Source organism: Pseudoalteromonas sp. NSLLW218 (genome assembly GCF_015864775.1).
GTDB lineage: Bacteria > Pseudomonadota > Gammaproteobacteria > Enterobacterales > Alteromonadaceae > Pseudoalteromonas.
Genome location: NZ_JADYWO010000001.1, coordinates 594,274 through 612,411 on the forward strand (window position 1 = coordinate 594,274; position 18,138 = coordinate 612,411).

At 41.7% G+C, this 18,138-nt stretch carries 7 protein-coding genes; 3 read left to right on the forward strand and 4 right to left on the reverse strand.

Translation table 11 applies throughout. The features are described 5' to 3' along the window. Positions 1-64: 64 nt before the first annotated feature. Entirely contained in the window at positions 65-772 is a 708-nt protein-coding gene (locus I6E80_RS02710; protein WP_024589974.1) for a transglutaminase-like cysteine peptidase, read from the forward strand. Next, positions 772-2,730 carry a LapD/MoxY N-terminal periplasmic domain-containing protein gene (locus I6E80_RS02715; RefSeq protein ID WP_197184709.1) on the forward strand — a complete coding sequence of 653 codons (1,959 nt, stop codon included), beginning with the start codon at positions 772-774 and terminating at the stop codon, positions 2,728-2,730. Before I6E80_RS02710 ends, I6E80_RS02715 begins: the two co-directional genes overlap by 1 nt. A gap of 22 nt (positions 2,731-2,752) precedes the next feature. On the opposite strand, the gene I6E80_RS02720 is transcribed toward I6E80_RS02715, so the two are convergent. The 4 genes from I6E80_RS02720 to I6E80_RS02735 form a co-directional block, all read right to left on the reverse strand. After that, positions 2,753-3,340, reverse strand: coding sequence for a response regulator transcription factor (locus tag I6E80_RS02720; protein ID WP_024598725.1), 588 nt, complete (start codon positions 3,338-3,340; stop codon positions 2,753-2,755). A 23-nt stretch (positions 3,341-3,363) separates the two neighbouring features. Next, positions 3,364-4,785 (reverse strand): HlyD family type I secretion periplasmic adaptor subunit, encoded by a 1,422-nt coding sequence (locus I6E80_RS02725; RefSeq protein ID WP_024598724.1) that lies wholly within the window; start codon positions 4,783-4,785, stop codon positions 3,364-3,366. Then, the gene (locus I6E80_RS02730) at positions 4,782-6,920 is read right to left on the reverse strand and encodes a type I secretion system permease/ATPase (RefSeq protein WP_197184710.1); all 2,139 of its coding nucleotides are present in this window, start codon (positions 6,918-6,920) and stop codon (positions 4,782-4,784) included. Before I6E80_RS02730 ends, I6E80_RS02725 begins: the two co-directional genes overlap by 4 nt. 282 nt (positions 6,921-7,202) lie before the next feature. Then, positions 7,203-9,179 (reverse strand): TolC family outer membrane protein, encoded by a 1,977-nt coding sequence (locus tag I6E80_RS02735; RefSeq protein ID WP_197184711.1) that lies wholly within the window; start codon positions 9,177-9,179, stop codon positions 7,203-7,205. A gap of 239 nt (positions 9,180-9,418) precedes the next feature. Between I6E80_RS02735 and I6E80_RS02740 the strand changes: the two genes are divergently transcribed. After that, the coding region (locus I6E80_RS02740) for an Ig-like domain-containing protein (protein WP_197184712.1) at positions 9,419-18,138 on the forward strand (8,720 nt) is incomplete at its 3' end.

An 18,138-nucleotide genomic window follows, 5' to 3' on the forward strand; every position in this document is an offset into this window, starting at 1 on the left:
AGCAGATTGCGTAGTGCTCAACAGATGTATTTTATTGCCACTTATATTAACAGTGGCTCTGTAAATGGCGTTTAAGCCAACTCATTTAAATCCTAAATTATTTATATGGTGCAAAGCCAATTTGCGCTACCTATTGTTGTTTTTTGTACTCTCTAGTGGCGTGCTTGCAAGCCGACTAACTATTCAATTTAATACCTTTATTGAGCTGATGGGTCAAAAATATGGACCTGCGCGAGCGGCTGTTGCACGTAACTGGCAAAGTATGTTGGTACAAACTCAAAATAAACCAGAACAACAACAAATTCTTATTGTTAATGATTTTTTTGCGCGTAATTTACGCTATCAAACTGATATTTTGCTATGGAAACAAAACGATTATTGGGCAACCCCTTTAGAAACGTTAGGCAGAGGCTTAGGTGATTGTGAGGATTACGCAATAGCAAAGTATATAAGCTTAAGAGCCCTAGGGGTGAGCGACGACAAGTTACGTCTTATCTATGTAAAAGCAAAAATTGCGGGCACTAACAAAACGCAAGCACATATGGTGTTAGGTTATTTTGCTACACCAAACGCTCAGCCACTTATTTTAGACAGTTTAATAACAAAGGTTTTACCTGCTGCAAAACGTGTAGATTTAAGCCCAGTGTTTAGCTTTAACAGCCAAGGTTTATGGGCTAATAATTCAACCAAAAGTGTAGCCAGCCCAACAGCAAGACTTTCACGCTGGCGTAAAATTTTGGAGCAGACAACCAAAGAAGGAGTTATGTGGTAATGGCATCATTTTCCTTATCTAAGTACCTTAAAAAACGAAAAATAACACTCAGGCAAGAGCTATGGATTGCTCTTTTAATTGTTATTTTTGTAGGCTTTATAAGTAGTGTTTTAATTAGCACTAATTCGGCTAAAAGTTATTTTTCGACCCAGCTGTACTTAAAAAATGTAGATAACGCCAGTTCACTTGCGTTAATGATTAGCCAATTAGACAAAGACCCCGTTGAGCTTGAATTATTAGTATCGGCCACATTTGATACCGGTCACTATAAGCGAATAGAACTACAAGACCCTAATGGTGAGGTGATTGTTAAACGCACGTTTACCGATGAACTTAAAGCGACGGCTCCACAGTGGTTTAGATCAATTTATGCATTAAATGTAGAGCCAGGGGTTGGGCAAGTAAATGATGGTTGGCAGCAGTTTGGTACTTTGTTTATAGAAAGCCATAGTCAATATGCTGAGCAAGCCTTATGGGAAAGTGCGCTTAAACTATTTTTCAGTTTTTTAATTGTTGCTTTTTTTGCTTGTATAGTTAGTGCTTACTTTTTAAGTAGGATATTAAAACCACTTGATGATGTTGTGTATCAGGCTAATGCATTTGGTGAAAAACGTTTTATTAAATCGAGCGTTCCTCGCACTTTTGAGTTTGCCCGTTTAGTGCAATCAATGAACCAGTTATCTACTCGTTTTAGCCGTATTATTAAAGAAGATAATAAACGTTTAGAAGAGCTTAGATTTAAATCGCAACACGATGAGCTAACTGGTTTAGCAAATAGAGAATACTTTGGTGCAACGCTTGAGGCTCACTTACAAAAATCGAAAGATCATGCCCATGGGGCCTTGTTTTTATTTAGGGTTGTTAACCTCGATCGAGTAAGTGAGGAAGTGGGACGAGTAGAAATGGTTAACTTTCTACGTCGATTTTCACAGATGTTGGTTAGCTTTTTAGAGAGTAACCAAGAACACTTTTCTGAAAATTACATTGCACGTATTTCTCACAGCGATTTTACAGTTTTATTTAGTGATATTGATGATATTCAAGCAATCAGTGAGCGTATTTTATTGATGCATCAATCGTTTGTTGAAGAGTATAAAAACGTTAAGCTAGCCATACCTCACAGCTGTACTTATATTCAAAAAGACGATACACGATTTGACGTACTAAAACGTGTTGATGAATTACTAAAAGCGGGAAATATAAAACAAGGCGTTGTAAGAGCTAAAATAGTTGAAAATAAACAAAAAAGTAATTTGTTTGATGATGCTGATAGCTGGAAAAGTGAAATAGAGTCAGCCTTAGATAACCAAACACTCGAAATAAATACCTATCCAGTTATGAGCTTTTCAGGGCAATTAATACAAAGTCAATTAGGACTTAGCTTAGAGTTAGGCGGAAAGTTATATCGTGCAAGTTATTATTACCAGTGGGCTAACCGACTAAAGTTATTAGCGCGTTTAGATTGGGGTTTAATCAAGGCGTTGGTTGCCCAGTACAACGCTGAACCACCAAGTGAACTGATTTCGGTTGAATTATCTGCACAAACACTACTTGATGATGCTGCGCTTGCTTCGATACTTACATACTTGTCAGCGTTTCCTGATTTAGCCTCTAAAATTTGTTTTGATATTCGTGAAAGTATTGCCGTTAGCGAAATTGAGATATTCAAAGATTTTTGTGAGCAGGCACGGTGCATGGGCGCTAAAGTAGCATTAAAACGTGTAGGCCCTGAATTTACTAAAATTAATAAAATTCAGGAGTTTGGTCTTGAAATGATTAAGGTTGATAGCGTTTACGGCCACAATATTAGTTACAGCCAAGATAACCAAACATTCCTGCGAGGAGTGTGCACGTTAGCGCATTCAATTGGCATTAAAGTGGTGGCTCAAGGTGTAACAAGTCAAGATGATATAGATACGCTTATTAACTTAGGTTTTGATGGGGTTATCAAAGAGTAAGTAACAGGCATTAACCGTGCGGTTAATGCCCCTTTACAACTAACATTAATTGAATGCGGTCGCGTACTTTTAGCTTATTAAATATAGAGCTCATATGCTCTTTAATTGTACGCTCCGTAATACTTAAAGATTCTGCAGCTTGCTTATTAGTTGCACCTGTTACAACAATATCAACTACTTGGCGTTCTCGTTTTGTGAGTAACTCAAGCTCGCATGTGCTCGCATATTTAAACGGTGTGTTTGATAAAGCCCCCACTAAGTTAGAGAGCAATTGCCCCGGTAACCATATTCCGCCAGAGCAAATAGTCTCAAGTACTTGTTCGATAATTACTTTAGTAGCTAGCGCTTCTACGTAGCCCCTAGCTCCTGCTTCAAGCGCACTTCTTAGTTGATTTATTTCTAGTTCGTTGGTCATAACAATAACCAGTAAACGTTGCTGAGAATACTTTTTAACAAGCTCAAGCCAATTAGGTGTTCCGGCCAAAACCCAAATAATACTTGATGCCGTGACTCTGTGTGGTTCTTTTGTGCATATCAAACAACCAGGAAACGCTGTATGCCAGTGTTTCGATTCAAATTCAGGCTGTGTAATAAAAATACTTTGGCGCATTACTTCTCCATTTATAAAATGTTTTAACGCTCTGTCATTGCTTGCGATGTAGCTCTAAGAACCGGTTTTAAAATATACTCAAGTACGGTTTTTTTACCGGTAATAATATCCACTTGAGTGGTCATTCCTGGAATAATAGTTAGTTCTTTCGAAAAATTATTTTTGGTAGTTTTTAGCTGCACTAAATAAAAGGTGTTTTCGCGGTCATCCGTAATTGTATCGGCACTTATATGTAATACTTCGGCTTCTAGGCCACCATATACGGCAAAGTCATAAGCACTAAATTTTATCATTGCAGATTGCCCAGGGCGTAAAAATGCAATGTCTTTAGGTGGTATTTTTGCCTCTACAACAAGTTGATCGTCAAGCGGCACAATTTCCATAACATCACTACCGGGCTGTAAAATACCGCCAACAGTATTAACTAATAATCGTTGTACAGTGCCTTTAACAGGAGAGCGTATTTCAGTTTGAGTTACTTTATCGGCTAAGCCAGATTCGGTTTCTTTAATTGAATCCAATCGAAGTAGCGCTTCAGAGAGTTCATTGTTCCAGCGATTGATCATAACGAGCTCAACTTCGGTTACCTTATTTTTAGCCTCGTTAATGGCCGAAAGACTCCTATTTATAACGGCTTTGGTTCTGTTTATCTCGCCGTTTAAATCAACTATTTGACGCTCTAAACGAATAATATCTATATCCGAAATGGCACCGGTGCGTAACAATGGGCGGGTCACTTTAAGCTCCCTATTTGTTAAGCGTAGCGCACTGGTATGCTGCTGAAGTGCCGCTTTTGCTTCAATATAATCTTGGTGTCGCTGTTCTAGTTGGCGTTTGTGAATGCTTACCTGTTGCTCTAGCTCTTGGCTGTTACTTAAATAAAGAGAGCGTTCGTGTTGAACCACCTGAGGTGCATTTTTTATAACATCTTCGCTAAATACGAGCTCCTTTTTTTGAGTGAGCGCTCTGAGCCTCGCAACTTTTGCACTTAACGATTCAACCTTGGATTGGTTTTCTCTAAAGCTAGAAATAAAGCGGGTAGGGTCTATTTTAATGAGTACATCACCCTCGTTTACTATTTGACCTTCTCGGACATTTATTTTTTCGACCATACCGCCGTCATAAGATTGAATTAGTTGTAGTTTATTAGAGGGAATAACCCGTCCCTCGCCACGAGCAACTTCATCCAAATTAGCAAAGCCAGACCACACAATAAGGCATATAAACGTTAAACAAATTAAATAAAGCAGTAACCTAGCGCTTGCTGGCTCTTGCTGCATTTTTTCCCACTGTGCATCTACTACCCAGTCTTTAGTATTTGGCGGTGAGATCCATCCTTTAAATAGTTTATTAAATACGGATGGCTTCCCTTGTTTTCTTGCCTCAATTGCTTTGCTAACAGATTCAAAAGAGCGTTGTTCAAGTGGTTTTTTGTTATCACTCATGAGGCTTGCTCCACGGTTTTATTATTTAACGCCGCAATTACTTTTTGTTTTGGTCCATCAGCAACCACCTTTCCGTTATCTAAAACTATAATACGGTCAACAAGCTCGAGTAATGATGAGCGGTGAGTCACCACAATTAGGGTTTTATCTTTAGAATAATCTTTTAAATTGTTAATAATTTTACTTTCACTATTGTGATCTAGCGATGAGGTTGGCTCATCTAGTAATAGTATTGGCGGATCGTTAATTATGGCTCTTGCCATACCTACAGCTTGGCGTTGCCCTCCTGATAATTGGCGGCCTTGCTCGCCTACTTGTAGATCAAATCCGTCTGGGTGCGAATTAATTAAATCAAATAATTGGCTTCGCTCACAGGCTTCAATAATTTGCTCGTCTTTGGCATGCCAAGCGCTTATCGTAAGGTTGTCTTTTAAGGTCCCATAAAAGAGGGCAACGGTTTGCGGTACATAACCAATATTATGGCGAAGCTCTGCAGGGTCAATTTGATGTATATCGTTATTGTCCATCAAAATTGCTCCAGAACAGGGTTCGTATAGCCCTAAAATAAGCTTTTCTAATGTACTTTTACCTGAGCCATTACGTCCTAAAATAGCGACTTTTTCACCTGCTTTAATTTTAAAACTAACGCCGTTGAGTGCATTATGAGATTCGTCAGAGTATTTAAAACAGACGTCTTTAAATTCTATATCACCTTTTAAAATAGGGTGGCTTAGCCAGTGCTTACCCGGCGGGCGTTCAACCTCTTTTTCCATAATTTCGTTCAGTGATTGCATTGCTATTGCCGCGTGATGATACTGCGCTAATACGGCGGCTGACTGCCCAATAGGGCCCATAGCACGAGATGATAATAAGTAGGCTGCAATTAGTCCGCCTTGAGTTAGCTCACCTTCAATAACGAGGTGTACGCCTATTATCATTATTATCACGCCTACACATTGCTGTATCCACGATGCTGTATTTGATATGGAGCTTGAAACGAGTCGGCTTTGTGCGTTTACTTGCGCAATGTAAATGGTCGACTTTTCCCATACAGATTGTGTTTTACACTCTGAGTGAAAGCTTTTTACATCTTCAATGTTGGTTAAACTTTCTACTAATACTGCATTTCGCATTGAGCTTGCTTTCATTGTTTGCTCTGAAAGAGCTTCAAGTTTGCGGTGTGCGGCTATAGCGTAAGCTAATAATATAAGTGCGCCCGCTATAATGGGTAAACTTAGAGGTACGCCAATAATGGCGATAACAATTAAATATAAAACTACGAATGGTAAGTCGACTAATGCGACAAGCGTTATGGAGCTAAAAAAGTTACGTACAGCTTCAAATGATTGAATATTGCTAGCAAAGGAGCCTGCTGATGATGGACGGTTTTTTAGTTTCATACCTAATACCCGCTCCATAATTACAGCCGATACTTTTACATCTATTCTACTTGCAGCAAGCTCTACAAAGTAGCCTCTTACTAAACGCAAAGCAAAGTCAGCAGTGAGTGCTATTAAAATACCAATGGCAAGTACCCACAAGGTTTCTGTTGCATGGTTGGGCACAACGCGGTCATATACGTTCATTACAAATAAAGGCATAGCAACCGACAAAAAGCCCAAAGCAATAGCCGAAATGATCACGTCTTTATAAAGTGAGCGGCATTCTTTAATTACTCCCCAAAACCATCCGTCTTTTGATAGTTTTTCAAGCACAGGTGTTCGCTCATCAAATGCAAATTCTGGTTGAGCATAAATAACTAAACCAGCACTGTTGCCTGCTAACTCATCAATGTTTTGTTCGACAACTGATTCAGTAAGCTCTGGGTAAATTACGCTCACCAGTTGCTTATCGTAATCAATAGAGTTAATAACACAGGCTTGGTTATCTTTTAAAATTAAGATGGCAGGTAGCAGTGCTGTATTAATTTTTTGTAGTGGCTTATTAACAACTTTTGATTTAAAGCCAATGCGCTTTGCTGCGCGCGAAAAACCTGATGGAGTGAGGTTTCCATCAGTTAGAGGAAGTCCATTTAATAATGCTTCTCTTGAAAACTCTTTATCATGATGACGACATAAAACTGCTAGGCAGTCCACGAGTATGCCACCATGATCAAGTACATCGTTTAATTCCATAAACCATCCAATGTTATGTAGAACTGCATGCGGTTGTTATACCAACCTGCATAAATCTTTGATCAATTTAACGAATTAAATTGCACTATAACGTCGTTAAAAATTTTTTATTTAGAACAACTAGATATAAAAATTTTTGCCTAGTTCTAGCGTAATTTTGTTAACGTTAAATAGACCCCATATATAAGCAGATTGGTATTACTACAAAACCTAAACTCGAGAAATAAATTTAGCCTAAATATTTCAAGCTGAGTTTAGGTTATTTACATAACGTCAATTGACTTAACTATCAGTAATTACGGCTTCGATACGTCGATTCGCAGCATTAGCTCTTACTGATATTTCGTTTACTCGAGGTTGATCAATACCGTACCCAAACGATTTAACACGTTTAGGTTCTACATCGAATTGCTTAATTAGAATTTCAGCAACGGCAAACGCACGTTTTTCAGATAGTTTACGGTTATATTTCCGATCTCCATCTAGAGAAGCATGGCCTTGTATTTCAACCCGCTTATTTGGATTTTCTTTTAAAAAGTCAGCAAGCCTACTAATTTCTTGAATATATTGAGACCTTACATCGCTTGAGTCAGCAGAAAAAGGGATACCAATCTCTATATTCGAGGTTGATGCGCTGTAAATTGTACAACCAGATAAATCTACATTTGTACTTAAAGGTGTGCTTGGGCAAGTGTCTTGCTCGTTTGGTACGCCGTCACCATCATCATCTGTAAAGTTACTTGGTGTAGTGTCGGTTTCCAACGGTATATCTAAGTACCTTGGCATAGCGGTTACACTCATGTAGGCATTATCTTGCTTTGCTTTTTTTTGTAGAAATGCCTTGCGGCTAAAGGTGGTTGCTACATCGTAACTCGGACAAATATTTTGTGCGTTATGCACTATAGGATCGTCAGTTAGCTCTTTTAATGTAGGGTATTTACCTGACATTACGTCAAGTGCTGGCAATAATTTCCCCATTTCTTTTAGCATAGTTAAAATAGCCGATTGGCGGTCGTATAGTGCTAGTATGTATGAACGTGTTGATTGGAACGATTCGTTTTCGGCATCAAGTACGTCTAGTAGAGTTCGCTGGCCTATATCAAATTGATCTTTGTATGCAATTTTAACTTTAGTTGATGATTCGCGGTGTTGGTTAAGCGCCGGTAACTTTTGCTCTAGAATAGTGACGTTGTAGTAGGCAATTTGCAGGCTTTGACGAATATCAATACAGGCTTGATCTCGTTGATATTTTGCAATATTTATATCTTGATAAGCTTGTTCTAAATTAGCGCTATCAAGACCACCGTTATACAAGTTATAACTAATATCTATGCCGACTCGCGCTTCTGTTCTGGTTTCATTTTGGCCAAGCTCATCTCTATCTTGGCTACCGTAGCGGGCAGATAAATCTACGTTAGGATGAAAGGCCGCTTTTTGTGCTTTGGCGTTCGCTTTTTGCGCTTCAATATTATACAAAGAGGCATAAAATGAAGGGCTGTTTTTGTAGGCGACGTCTAGCGCTTGGTTAACCGAAATTGGTATGTTGTTTTCATCAAGGTCAGCTTGCTTTATATCGTTCATAGGCAGCTCACCTACAACCCTTAGGTAGCGAGCGCTTACATCATGTAAATTTGAGTACTCCGTTAATACATTAGATTGCGCTAGAGATAAACGGCCACTAATTTGTTCTAGGTCTGCTGCGCGCGCTACACCGGCGCCTACGCTTTGCTCTATTTGTTGGTATACAGACTCGTGCTCTTGTAAATTAGCTTCTGCAAGTTGTACTAACTCTTTGAATTTTTGTACGTCAAGTAGTGCAATCGAGGCTTCAAGTGCTGTTTGTTCTGTTTGAGAAATAAGCTCAAAGTACCTAATAAGTTGAATACGTTTAAAACGGTCAACTGTATTAGATGTTCTAAAACCGTCATAAAGCATTTGAGTAACGCTTAATTCGGCTGTATTACGGTTATATTCTTCTTCAATACCGTAATTTCTTCTTTCATATCCTGCACTTGCTGATACATCAACACTTGGTAAATAACCTGAACGGGCAGCATCCACTCCATAAATAGAAGATTTAAAAGCATGCCATGCTTCTTGTACTTCAGGATTGTTTTCAATCGCTTTACTTGAAACGTAGGTAAGTGGCATTGCTGATTGTTCGTTTGCATGCACGTAGTTTGATAAAGTTACGGCTGTAATCGCTAATCCGATTAACATAGTCCCTTGGTGCTTTTTAAAAGTGTTTTTTATAATCATTTCTTCCTCTTAGATCCTGTTAAGACCAAAAATACTCTCTTAAATATTTAGTAAAGGTGTACTTATTTTGCAAGTAATCTTTTCGGGTAGCATAAAAAAAAATTACTACCACTTTTTTGTTGATTTTTTATTTTTGAATTTTTCTTCTAAACCTGTACTTGAGTCCAGTATCTATGTGCTTTTTTTGTTCTACCTTTAACTTATTAGATTGTTATTTTAAAAAGTTTGAGGGTAGCTAAATGGAAGCAAATCGACTTGTAGTTATTGATATTCAGGGCTCGGCGGGTGTTGTGTTAGATGATGGATCGGTAAGAGCCTTAAACGTGGGTGACATTATTACTGTAGGTGATTTAGTTGTTACTGCTATTAAGTCGTCGTTACAAATAGATGTGCAAGGTGAAACCTTATCTATACCCGCAAATCAAAAGGTAAAAATAACACCAGACCTATTAGCTAAAGAAGCTAGAGACGCTAGCGAAACAACTGTTTTTGATGAAAGTTTAGATGAAGCAATTGCAAGCTTAGATTTAGGTACAGAACAAGACTCATCAACAGCAGCTAATTCAGATGTAACAGACTTTTTAGATGCATTGGAGGGTGATGGGGACATTTTAGATAATTTAGAGGCAACAGCTGCTGGTGGCGGCAACGCTGCTGGTGCAGATGGAGGCAGTTCGTTTGTACAGTTAACCCGAATTTCTGAAAGCGTTGATCCTAGTAGTGTTACTTTTGATTCATCTTTTGATCAAAGCGCTACTGAAGCTTTTAATTTAAGAGATACCTCTGATGGTATTGTGCCTGATGCAACTTCGGCTTCTATTTCACTTAATGAGCTGGGTGTTACCAATTCATCACAACCAACAATTACTGGTACGAGCGAAAACTTAATTGGCGAAACAGTTAATGTAACGGTAACTGATATTGATGGAAATTCTCAAGTAGTTAGTGTTGTAATTGGCCCTGATGGTACCTTTGAAATAACCTTACCGACTCCAGTTGCTGATGGCCCTGTGACCGTTGTTGTTGAAGCAACAGATCCTGTTGGCAACCCTATAAACGACACTATTTCTATAGAAATTGATACAACAGCTCCGCTTATTGCGATTGATCCTGTTGCCGATTCTGCTTCGCAAACCGTGACAATAACAGGGACTGTATCTGGGTTGAACACTGGTGATAATGTGTCAGTTACGTTAACGGATAGTGCAGGTACGGTACAAACAATTGTTACTCAAGTAGATGCGCTAGGAAATTGGGTTATTACTACTACCTCACCTTTATCTGAAGGAGAGTTTAATGTAAGTGCAGTGGCGATTGATGCCGCTGGAAATCAAGCTATAGACCAAGCTTTAGCGAATATAGATTTAACTGCTCCGGTAATCACAGTAAATGTAACTGATGAAACAAATAATGTAACACCACCACTTGTTGGAACAACAAATGGGGTTCCTGAGGGCACGCAAGTAACAATTACTGTTACAGATAGTGCAGGGCAAATACAAACCTTAACAGCAGTTACTCAAGCCGATGGAAGCTGGAGTGTAGAAGTTGGGACTCCTTTACCTGAAGGTGATTTTACTGTTGATGCACAAGTAAGCGACAGTGTAGGAAACTCAGCATTAGCAAGTGATTCAGGAGTAATTGATTTAACGGCGCCTACGGTACAAATTAATAATATTAACGACACTCAAGACACCACGCCAACGATTACAGGTAACGCACAAGATGTACCTGCTGGCTCTATTATTAGTGTGGTTATTACCGATTTTAATGGTCAAGCTCAAACATTATTAACCCAAACTAACGCTGATGGTGATTGGTCTATTGATGTAACTACGCCATTAGCTGAAGGGCAGTTTGAGGTTGATGCAAGTGTAAGCGATGCTGCAGGTAATCAAGCCCAAGCAAATAACCAAGGTGTTGTTGATTTAACAAATCCAGATATTACCGTTACTGCAATTGCTGATACTAACGATACTACACCAACATTTGTAGGTAGGGTAGAAGACGCTCCAGCGGGCTCTGTAATTACAGTATTAGTAACCGATATAAACGGTAGCGTACAAACTTTAACTACTTTATTAAATGAAGATGGTACATGGAGTGTTGATGCTAATGAAATCTTGCCAGGTGGTGAGTTTACAGCAACTGCGTCAGTAACCGATGCAGCAGGTAATGAGGCTACTGCGCAAACAAACGGCGAAATAACGTTTGCTCCTATTTCAATTCAAATCGATGCAATTGCTAATACTAACGATACCACTCCATTTTTAAGTGGTAACACCGGTAATGTGCCTGCAGGTACAACCATTACTTTAACTATTACGGCAAGCGATGGGAGTACATTTACATTACTTGCAGTGACGCAAGAAGATGGTTCGTGGACTGCACAAGTAACAACTCCTCTACCGGAGGGCGACTTTACTGTAGTTGCTGCTGTTATAGATGACTCGGGTAATGAAGCGCAAGCAAGTGCAGTAGGTAATGTTGATTTAACTGTAAGTATTAATTTTATTATTGATACTAACGATACAACACCAACAATTAGCGGCTCTACACAAGACGTAGAACCTGGTGCGTTAGTAACCGTTACATTTACAGGAGGCGATGGCGTAGCAGAAACCGTGCAAGTAGTTACTGGTGCTGACGGAAGTTGGTCAGTTGAGGCAAGTAATGAATTGGTTGAAGGTCAGTTTAGTGTGGTTGCAACTGTAACTGATGCTGCGGGTAATACAGCTTCTGCAAGTGAAACTGGAGAGATTGATTTAACCGATCCTGCAATCACGATTAATCCTATTGAGGATACGAATGATGTAACCCCATCTGTAAGCGGTAATGTAATTGATGTACCTGCAGGGACCGAAGTTACATTAGTAATAACTGACAGTGAAGGCAATGAACAAACACTTACAACAATTACGAATACAGATGGTACATATACAGCGGATATTATTGCAGATCTCAGTGAAGGTGATTTCACAGTAACAGCAAGTGTTAGCGATACTGCAGGCAATAGCAGTACGGCAACTGTTACAGGTTCGGTCGATTTAACCGCACCAAGTGTGACTATCAACAATATTGCAGATACAAACGATACAACACCTATTCTTACCGGCTCTACCCAAGGTTTAGCATCTGGGAGTGAAGTAACTTTAATTGTTACCGATAGTCTAGGGGCTGAGCAACAGTTAGTTACTACTATAAGTGCTGATGGTACTTGGAGTATTGAGGTTCCAACTGCTTTAAGTGAGGGGGATTTTACAGTAACAGCTAATGTATCTGATAATGCAGGTAACGCAGCTCAAGATTCACAATTAGGCTCAGTTGATACCACCCCTCCTTTAGTTGCAGTAAATGACTTTGCTGATTCAAACGATACAACGCCTACATTTAGCGGAACAACGAGTGATGTAGCTCCGGGTAGCTTTGTTAGTGTTTTAGTTACTGATGCAAATGGTGAGTCTCAAACATTGACGGCGGTTGTGTCAGAAGATGGAACTTGGCAAGTTGGGGCAACCCAAGCTGTTGCTGAAGGCGACTTTACAATTACGGCAACAGTAACAGACGCTGCAGGTAATGAAGCAAGCGATACTGGTACCGGAACAATTGATTTATCAGCTCCAATTATAGCAATTAATACAATCCCAGATAGCGCCGATACTACTCCAACAATTTCAGGTTCTGTACAAAATGTGCCCGCTGGAACAACGGTTACGTTAACATTGACAGATGCTGGTGGTAATACACAAACAATTACAACACAAACGCTAGCTGATGGTAGCTGGACAGCTGATGCTATTAATGAGTTAGTTGAAGGTGACTTTAGCGTTAATGCCATCGTTAGCGATGAAGCAGGTAACCAAAGTGAAACTTCAGCACAAGGAACTATCGATAATACCGCACCAACTATTACGATTGATGCACTCGCTGATAGCAACGATACAACACCGACTATTTCAGGCACCGCAACTGGCGAGCCAGAAGGCACAGTTGTTACTATTACCGTGACTGATGAAGCTGGTAACCTACAAACCATCACTACAGAAGTACTCGCTGACGGCACTTACACTGTTGATGTACCAGATGAATTAAGTGAAGGCGAATACAGCGTAGACGTATCAATCACTGATACTGCTGGTAACGTAAGTACAGAAGTAACAACGGGTACTATTGATACCTCAGCTCCTGCTATTACGATTGATCCACTGGCAAATAGCAACGACACCACACCGACAATTTCTGGCACAGCAACGGGCGAGCCAGAGGGCACCGTTGTTACTATTACGGTAACTGATGACGCGGGTAATCCGCAAACCATCACCACTGAAGTGCAAGCCGATGGCACCTTTAGTGTGGATGTACCAAATGAATTAAGCGAAGGCGAATTTACGGTTGAGGTATCGGTTACAGATACTGCAGGTAATGAAACTACCGCAACAACAACAGGCGAAGTTGATACTTCCGCGCCAACAGTTATTATTGACCCCGTAGGTGATATTAACGACACCACCCCAACCATTTCAGGCACCGCAACGGGTGAGCCTGAGGGCACATTAGTTACTATTACGGTCACTGATGAAGCTGGTAACCCACAAATAATTACCACTGAAGTGCAAGCTGATGGCACCTTTAGTGCGGATGTACCGAACGAATTAAGTGAAGGTGAATTTACGGTTGAAGTATCGGTTACTGATACTGCGGGCAATGAAACCACAGCAACAACAACGGGAGAAGTTGATACTTCAGCACCGGTGATCACGATAGACGCACTGGCTGATACTAACGACACCACCCCAACTATTTCAGGTACAGCAACGGGCGAGCCGGAGGGCACTGTTGTTACAATTACAGTCACTGATGATGCTGGTAACCCGCAAACCATCACCACTGAAGTGCAAGCCGATGGCACCTTTAGTGTGGATGTACCAAATGAATTAAGCGAAGGCGAATTTACGGTTGAGGTATCGGTTACTGATACTGCAGGTAATGAAACTACCGCAACAACAACGGGCGAAGTTGATACTTCAGCACCGGTGATCACGATAGACGCACTGGCTGATACTAACGACACCACCCCAACTATTTCAGGCACCGCTACTGGCGAGCCTGAGGGCACGTTAGTTACTATTACGGTCACTGATGAAGCTGGTAATCCACAAATAATTACTACTGAAGTACAAGCCGATGGCACCTTTAGTGTGGATGTACCAAATGAATTAAGCGAAGGCGAATTTACGGTTGAGGTATCGGTTACAGATACAGCGGGCAATGAAACAACCGCAACAACAACAGGCGAAGTTGATACCACAGCGCCAATAGTTACTATTAATGCGCTAGGCGATACGAGTGATACAACACCGACCATTTCAGGCACAGTTAGTGGGGAGACTGCTGGTTCAACTATTACTCTAACTGTGACTGATGCTAATGGTGCAGTACAAACAATTACAGCACAAGTAATTGCAGACGGGAGTTGGACTGCAGAAGTGTCAGCGGCTTTAGCAGAAGGGACCTACTCTGTAGATGCAAGTATCAGTGATAGCGCTGGTAATGAAGGCACAGCAAGTGCTTTAGGTACAATCGATACAAGCGCATTGACTATCACCATTGATATTATTGGCGAAACTAACGATCAAACACCTCAAATAAATGGTGATACTTTTAATGCACAAGTTGGCTCCTCGGTTGAAGTTCAGATCACTGACTCAGCGGGTGCAACAATTACTTTAACCACAGTTGTTGATGAAAACGGTCTTTGGAGTGTTACTCCGCCTGTAGATTTAGCTGAAGGCACCATTTTAATTAGTGCAACAGTAACAGACATAGGTGGTGGAACGGCTAGTGCAGAGCTTGATGCTGTAATTGATATTACGCCTCCAACCATACAAGTAAATGAACTAGATACAAGTAATGATACAACCCCAGTTATTTCTGGTAACACAGCAGACGTAGTTGCAGGCACAGTTATAAATTTAACGGTTACTGATTCTCAAGGGGTTGTTCGCACATTTAGCACTACAACAGATGTAGAAGGTAATTGGAGTATTGAACTTTCTCAAGAGTTGGCCTTGGGCGATTACTCTGTAGAAGCTGAAGTATCTGATGCTGCAGGAAATAGCGCTTCAGATACGGCTACAGGCAACATAGATACATCAGGGCCTAGCTTAACAGTTGACTTTGATACTGTAACTAACGACTCAACACCTACCATTTCAGGTACTAGTGATGCAGAAGTTGGTACCAGTATCACGGTTGTTATTACCGATGAAAACGGGGTTGAACAAACACTTACCACTACAGTAGATACAAATGGTAACTGGGAAGTAACTCCACAAACAGATTTAAATGAAGGTGATAACACCATCGAAGTGAGTGTGTCTGATGAAGCAGGAAATACGACAACAGTTACAGATACAATTACATTAGATACGCAAGCACCGACATTAACTATCCAAACTGTTGGCGATGTAAACGACTTAACACCGACATTACAAGGCACCAGTAATGAAATTGGCGGCACCGTTACACTCATCATCACCGACAGCGAAGGGGCTGTGCAAACCATTACCACCACCGTTGAAAGTGATGGTCACTGGGACATTGAAATTCCAAGTGCGCTTGCGCAAGGAGACTTTACTGTAACCGCGAGTATTACCGATGCTGCAGGCAACGACACCACCGCGAACAGCAGTGGTAATGTAGATACCATTACACCCGTTATCACCGTTGATGCATTGGGCTTAGGCAACGACAGCACCCCAATGATTAGTGGTACCTCAACAGAGCCTGAAGGCACCGTTGTGAATATTGTTATCACCGACAGTAACGGCGATGAAACACCAATTACAGCCACAGTCGATGCGAACGGCAACTGGCAAGCAACCAGCCCTGAATTACCAGAGGGCAGCTACAGTGTGCAAGCCAGCATTACCGATGCCGCAGGTAACACCGATAGTGCCGTGCAATCGGGCACCATTGATAGCCTCGCGCCAACGCTTGTGCTTGATACCGTGGGCGCAACGAACGATAGCACCCCGACTATCAGCGGAAGTACCAATGCGCCGGCGGGGACGGTTATTAGCATCAGCGTGAGCGATGGCACCACAACAGAAACGTTCACCGCGACAGTACAAGCTGATGGCAGTTGGTCAGCGGATGTACCGAATGCACTGAGCGATGGTGAGCTCACCATTGAAGCTAGCGTTAGCGATAACGCCGGTAATACCACTACATTAAGTGAAACCGCAACACTCAACACAACGGCCCCAAGCATTAGTATTAATGCATTGCTTGATACCAACGACACCACCCCAAGCATAAATGGTACAAGCGATGCGGCAGATGGCACAATCATTACCTTAACGTTTGAGGACAGTGCGGGGAATATTACGACTGTTGATACGACGGTAACGGGTGGCGTCTGGAGCATCGATGCACCAACTGATTTAGCCGAAGGTGAATACACGGTGACCGCAGAGGTAGACGATGGCCTAGGTAATATCGGCAGCGCCACGGAAACAGGCGAGATTGACTTAACCGCGCCAAACCTTGTTATTGCAGACAATGGTGTCAGCAATGACACAACACCGACTATCTCGGGTACAAGCGATGCGCCACAAGGCAGTGAAGTCACTATTATTGTGACAGACAGTGCCGGTGCACAGCAAACCATTACCGCGACAGTTGGCGCAAGTGGCGCGTGGTCAGCCCCTGCTACGACAGCCCTTGCAGAAGGTAACTTCACCGTAAGCGCAAGTGTGAGCGATGCTGCAGGCAATGAAGCAACAGCCACAGGCACTGGTGAAATAGATACCATTGCACCGACGCTTGTACTTACCAGCCCAGGCTCAAGTAACGACATCACCCCGACACTCAGCGGAACAAGCGATGCGGTTGAAGGCACGGTTATTAACTTTACCGTAGTGGATGATTTAGGTAGCTCACAAACGTTCACCACCACTGTGGATGCTGATGGCAACTTCTCAATCGAAGTACCGACTGCACTGGCTGAAGGGCCGTACACGATCACCGCCAACATCAGCGATGTGGCAGGTAACAGCACCGATATTACAGGCAATGGCACCATTGATACCACTGCACCAAGTGTGAGTGTGGATGCGCCGTTACTAACCAACGACACTACACCAACCGTTACTGGCACCAGTGATGCACCTAACAGCACGATTACAGTTACGTTTACAGATGCAGCAAATGCCACCCAAAGCATTGATGTACAAACCGACACCAATGGTAACTGGAGCGCGACACCAACAGGTATATTAGCTGAAGGGAATTACAGTGTTAGCGCCAGCATTATCGATGCTGCAGGCAATACAGGCACGGGTACAGACAGTGGCGAAGTAGATGTTACCCCACCAGATTTAGCGTTTACACCTACCTTCTTATTAGGCTCATTGGTGTTATTAAATGGCACCTCTGATTTACCGGCTGGCAGTGAAATTACCATTACCGAGCAACTTGTTGGCGGTGGCGTAGGGCTAAGTTACACCACAACCACAGATGCCAATGGTAACTGGTCATTAACTGGTATCGATATCTCATTACTTAATTTAGGCTCCGTGATCGCAACAGCGACCGATGCCGCAGGTAATACCCGTACAATTAGCTCAGATGACTTTGATAACACACCGCCAATGCTTACTGTTGAGGTTGCCGCACAAAGCGACAGCAATACACCAATCATAAGCGGCACAAGCGATGCGGGTGAAGGCGCGCAAGTGACTATCGTGGTTACTGATAGCGCAGGCAACCCGCAAACTATCACCGCCCTTGTGGATGCAAACGGTGATTGGAGCGCCACACCAACGACACCATTAAGTGAAGGTGAAAGCACCATTGAAGTAAGTGTGCGCGACAGTGTCGGCAACGAAACCACAGTGAGTGACACCACTACCATCGACACGCAAGCGCCAACGCTCACCATTCAAAACGTGGGCGA

Coding starts and splice junctions, on each gene's coding strand:
- I6E80_RS02730 (WP_197184710.1), bottom strand. CDS start 6,920: ATGGAATTAAACGATGTACTTGATCATGGTGGCATACTCGTGGACTGC.
- I6E80_RS02735 (WP_197184711.1), bottom strand. CDS start 9,179: ATGATTATAAAAAACACTTTTAAAAAGCACCAAGGGACTATGTTAATC.
- I6E80_RS02710 (WP_024589974.1), top strand. CDS start 65: ATGGCGTTTAAGCCAACTCATTTAAATCCTAAATTATTTATATGGTGC.
- I6E80_RS02720 (WP_024598725.1), bottom strand. CDS start 3,340: ATGCGCCAAAGTATTTTTATTACACAGCCTGAATTTGAATCGAAACAC.
- I6E80_RS02715 (WP_197184709.1), top strand. CDS start 772: ATGGCATCATTTTCCTTATCTAAGTACCTTAAAAAACGAAAAATAACA.
- I6E80_RS02725 (WP_024598724.1), bottom strand. CDS start 4,785: ATGAGTGATAACAAAAAACCACTTGAACAACGCTCTTTTGAATCTGTT.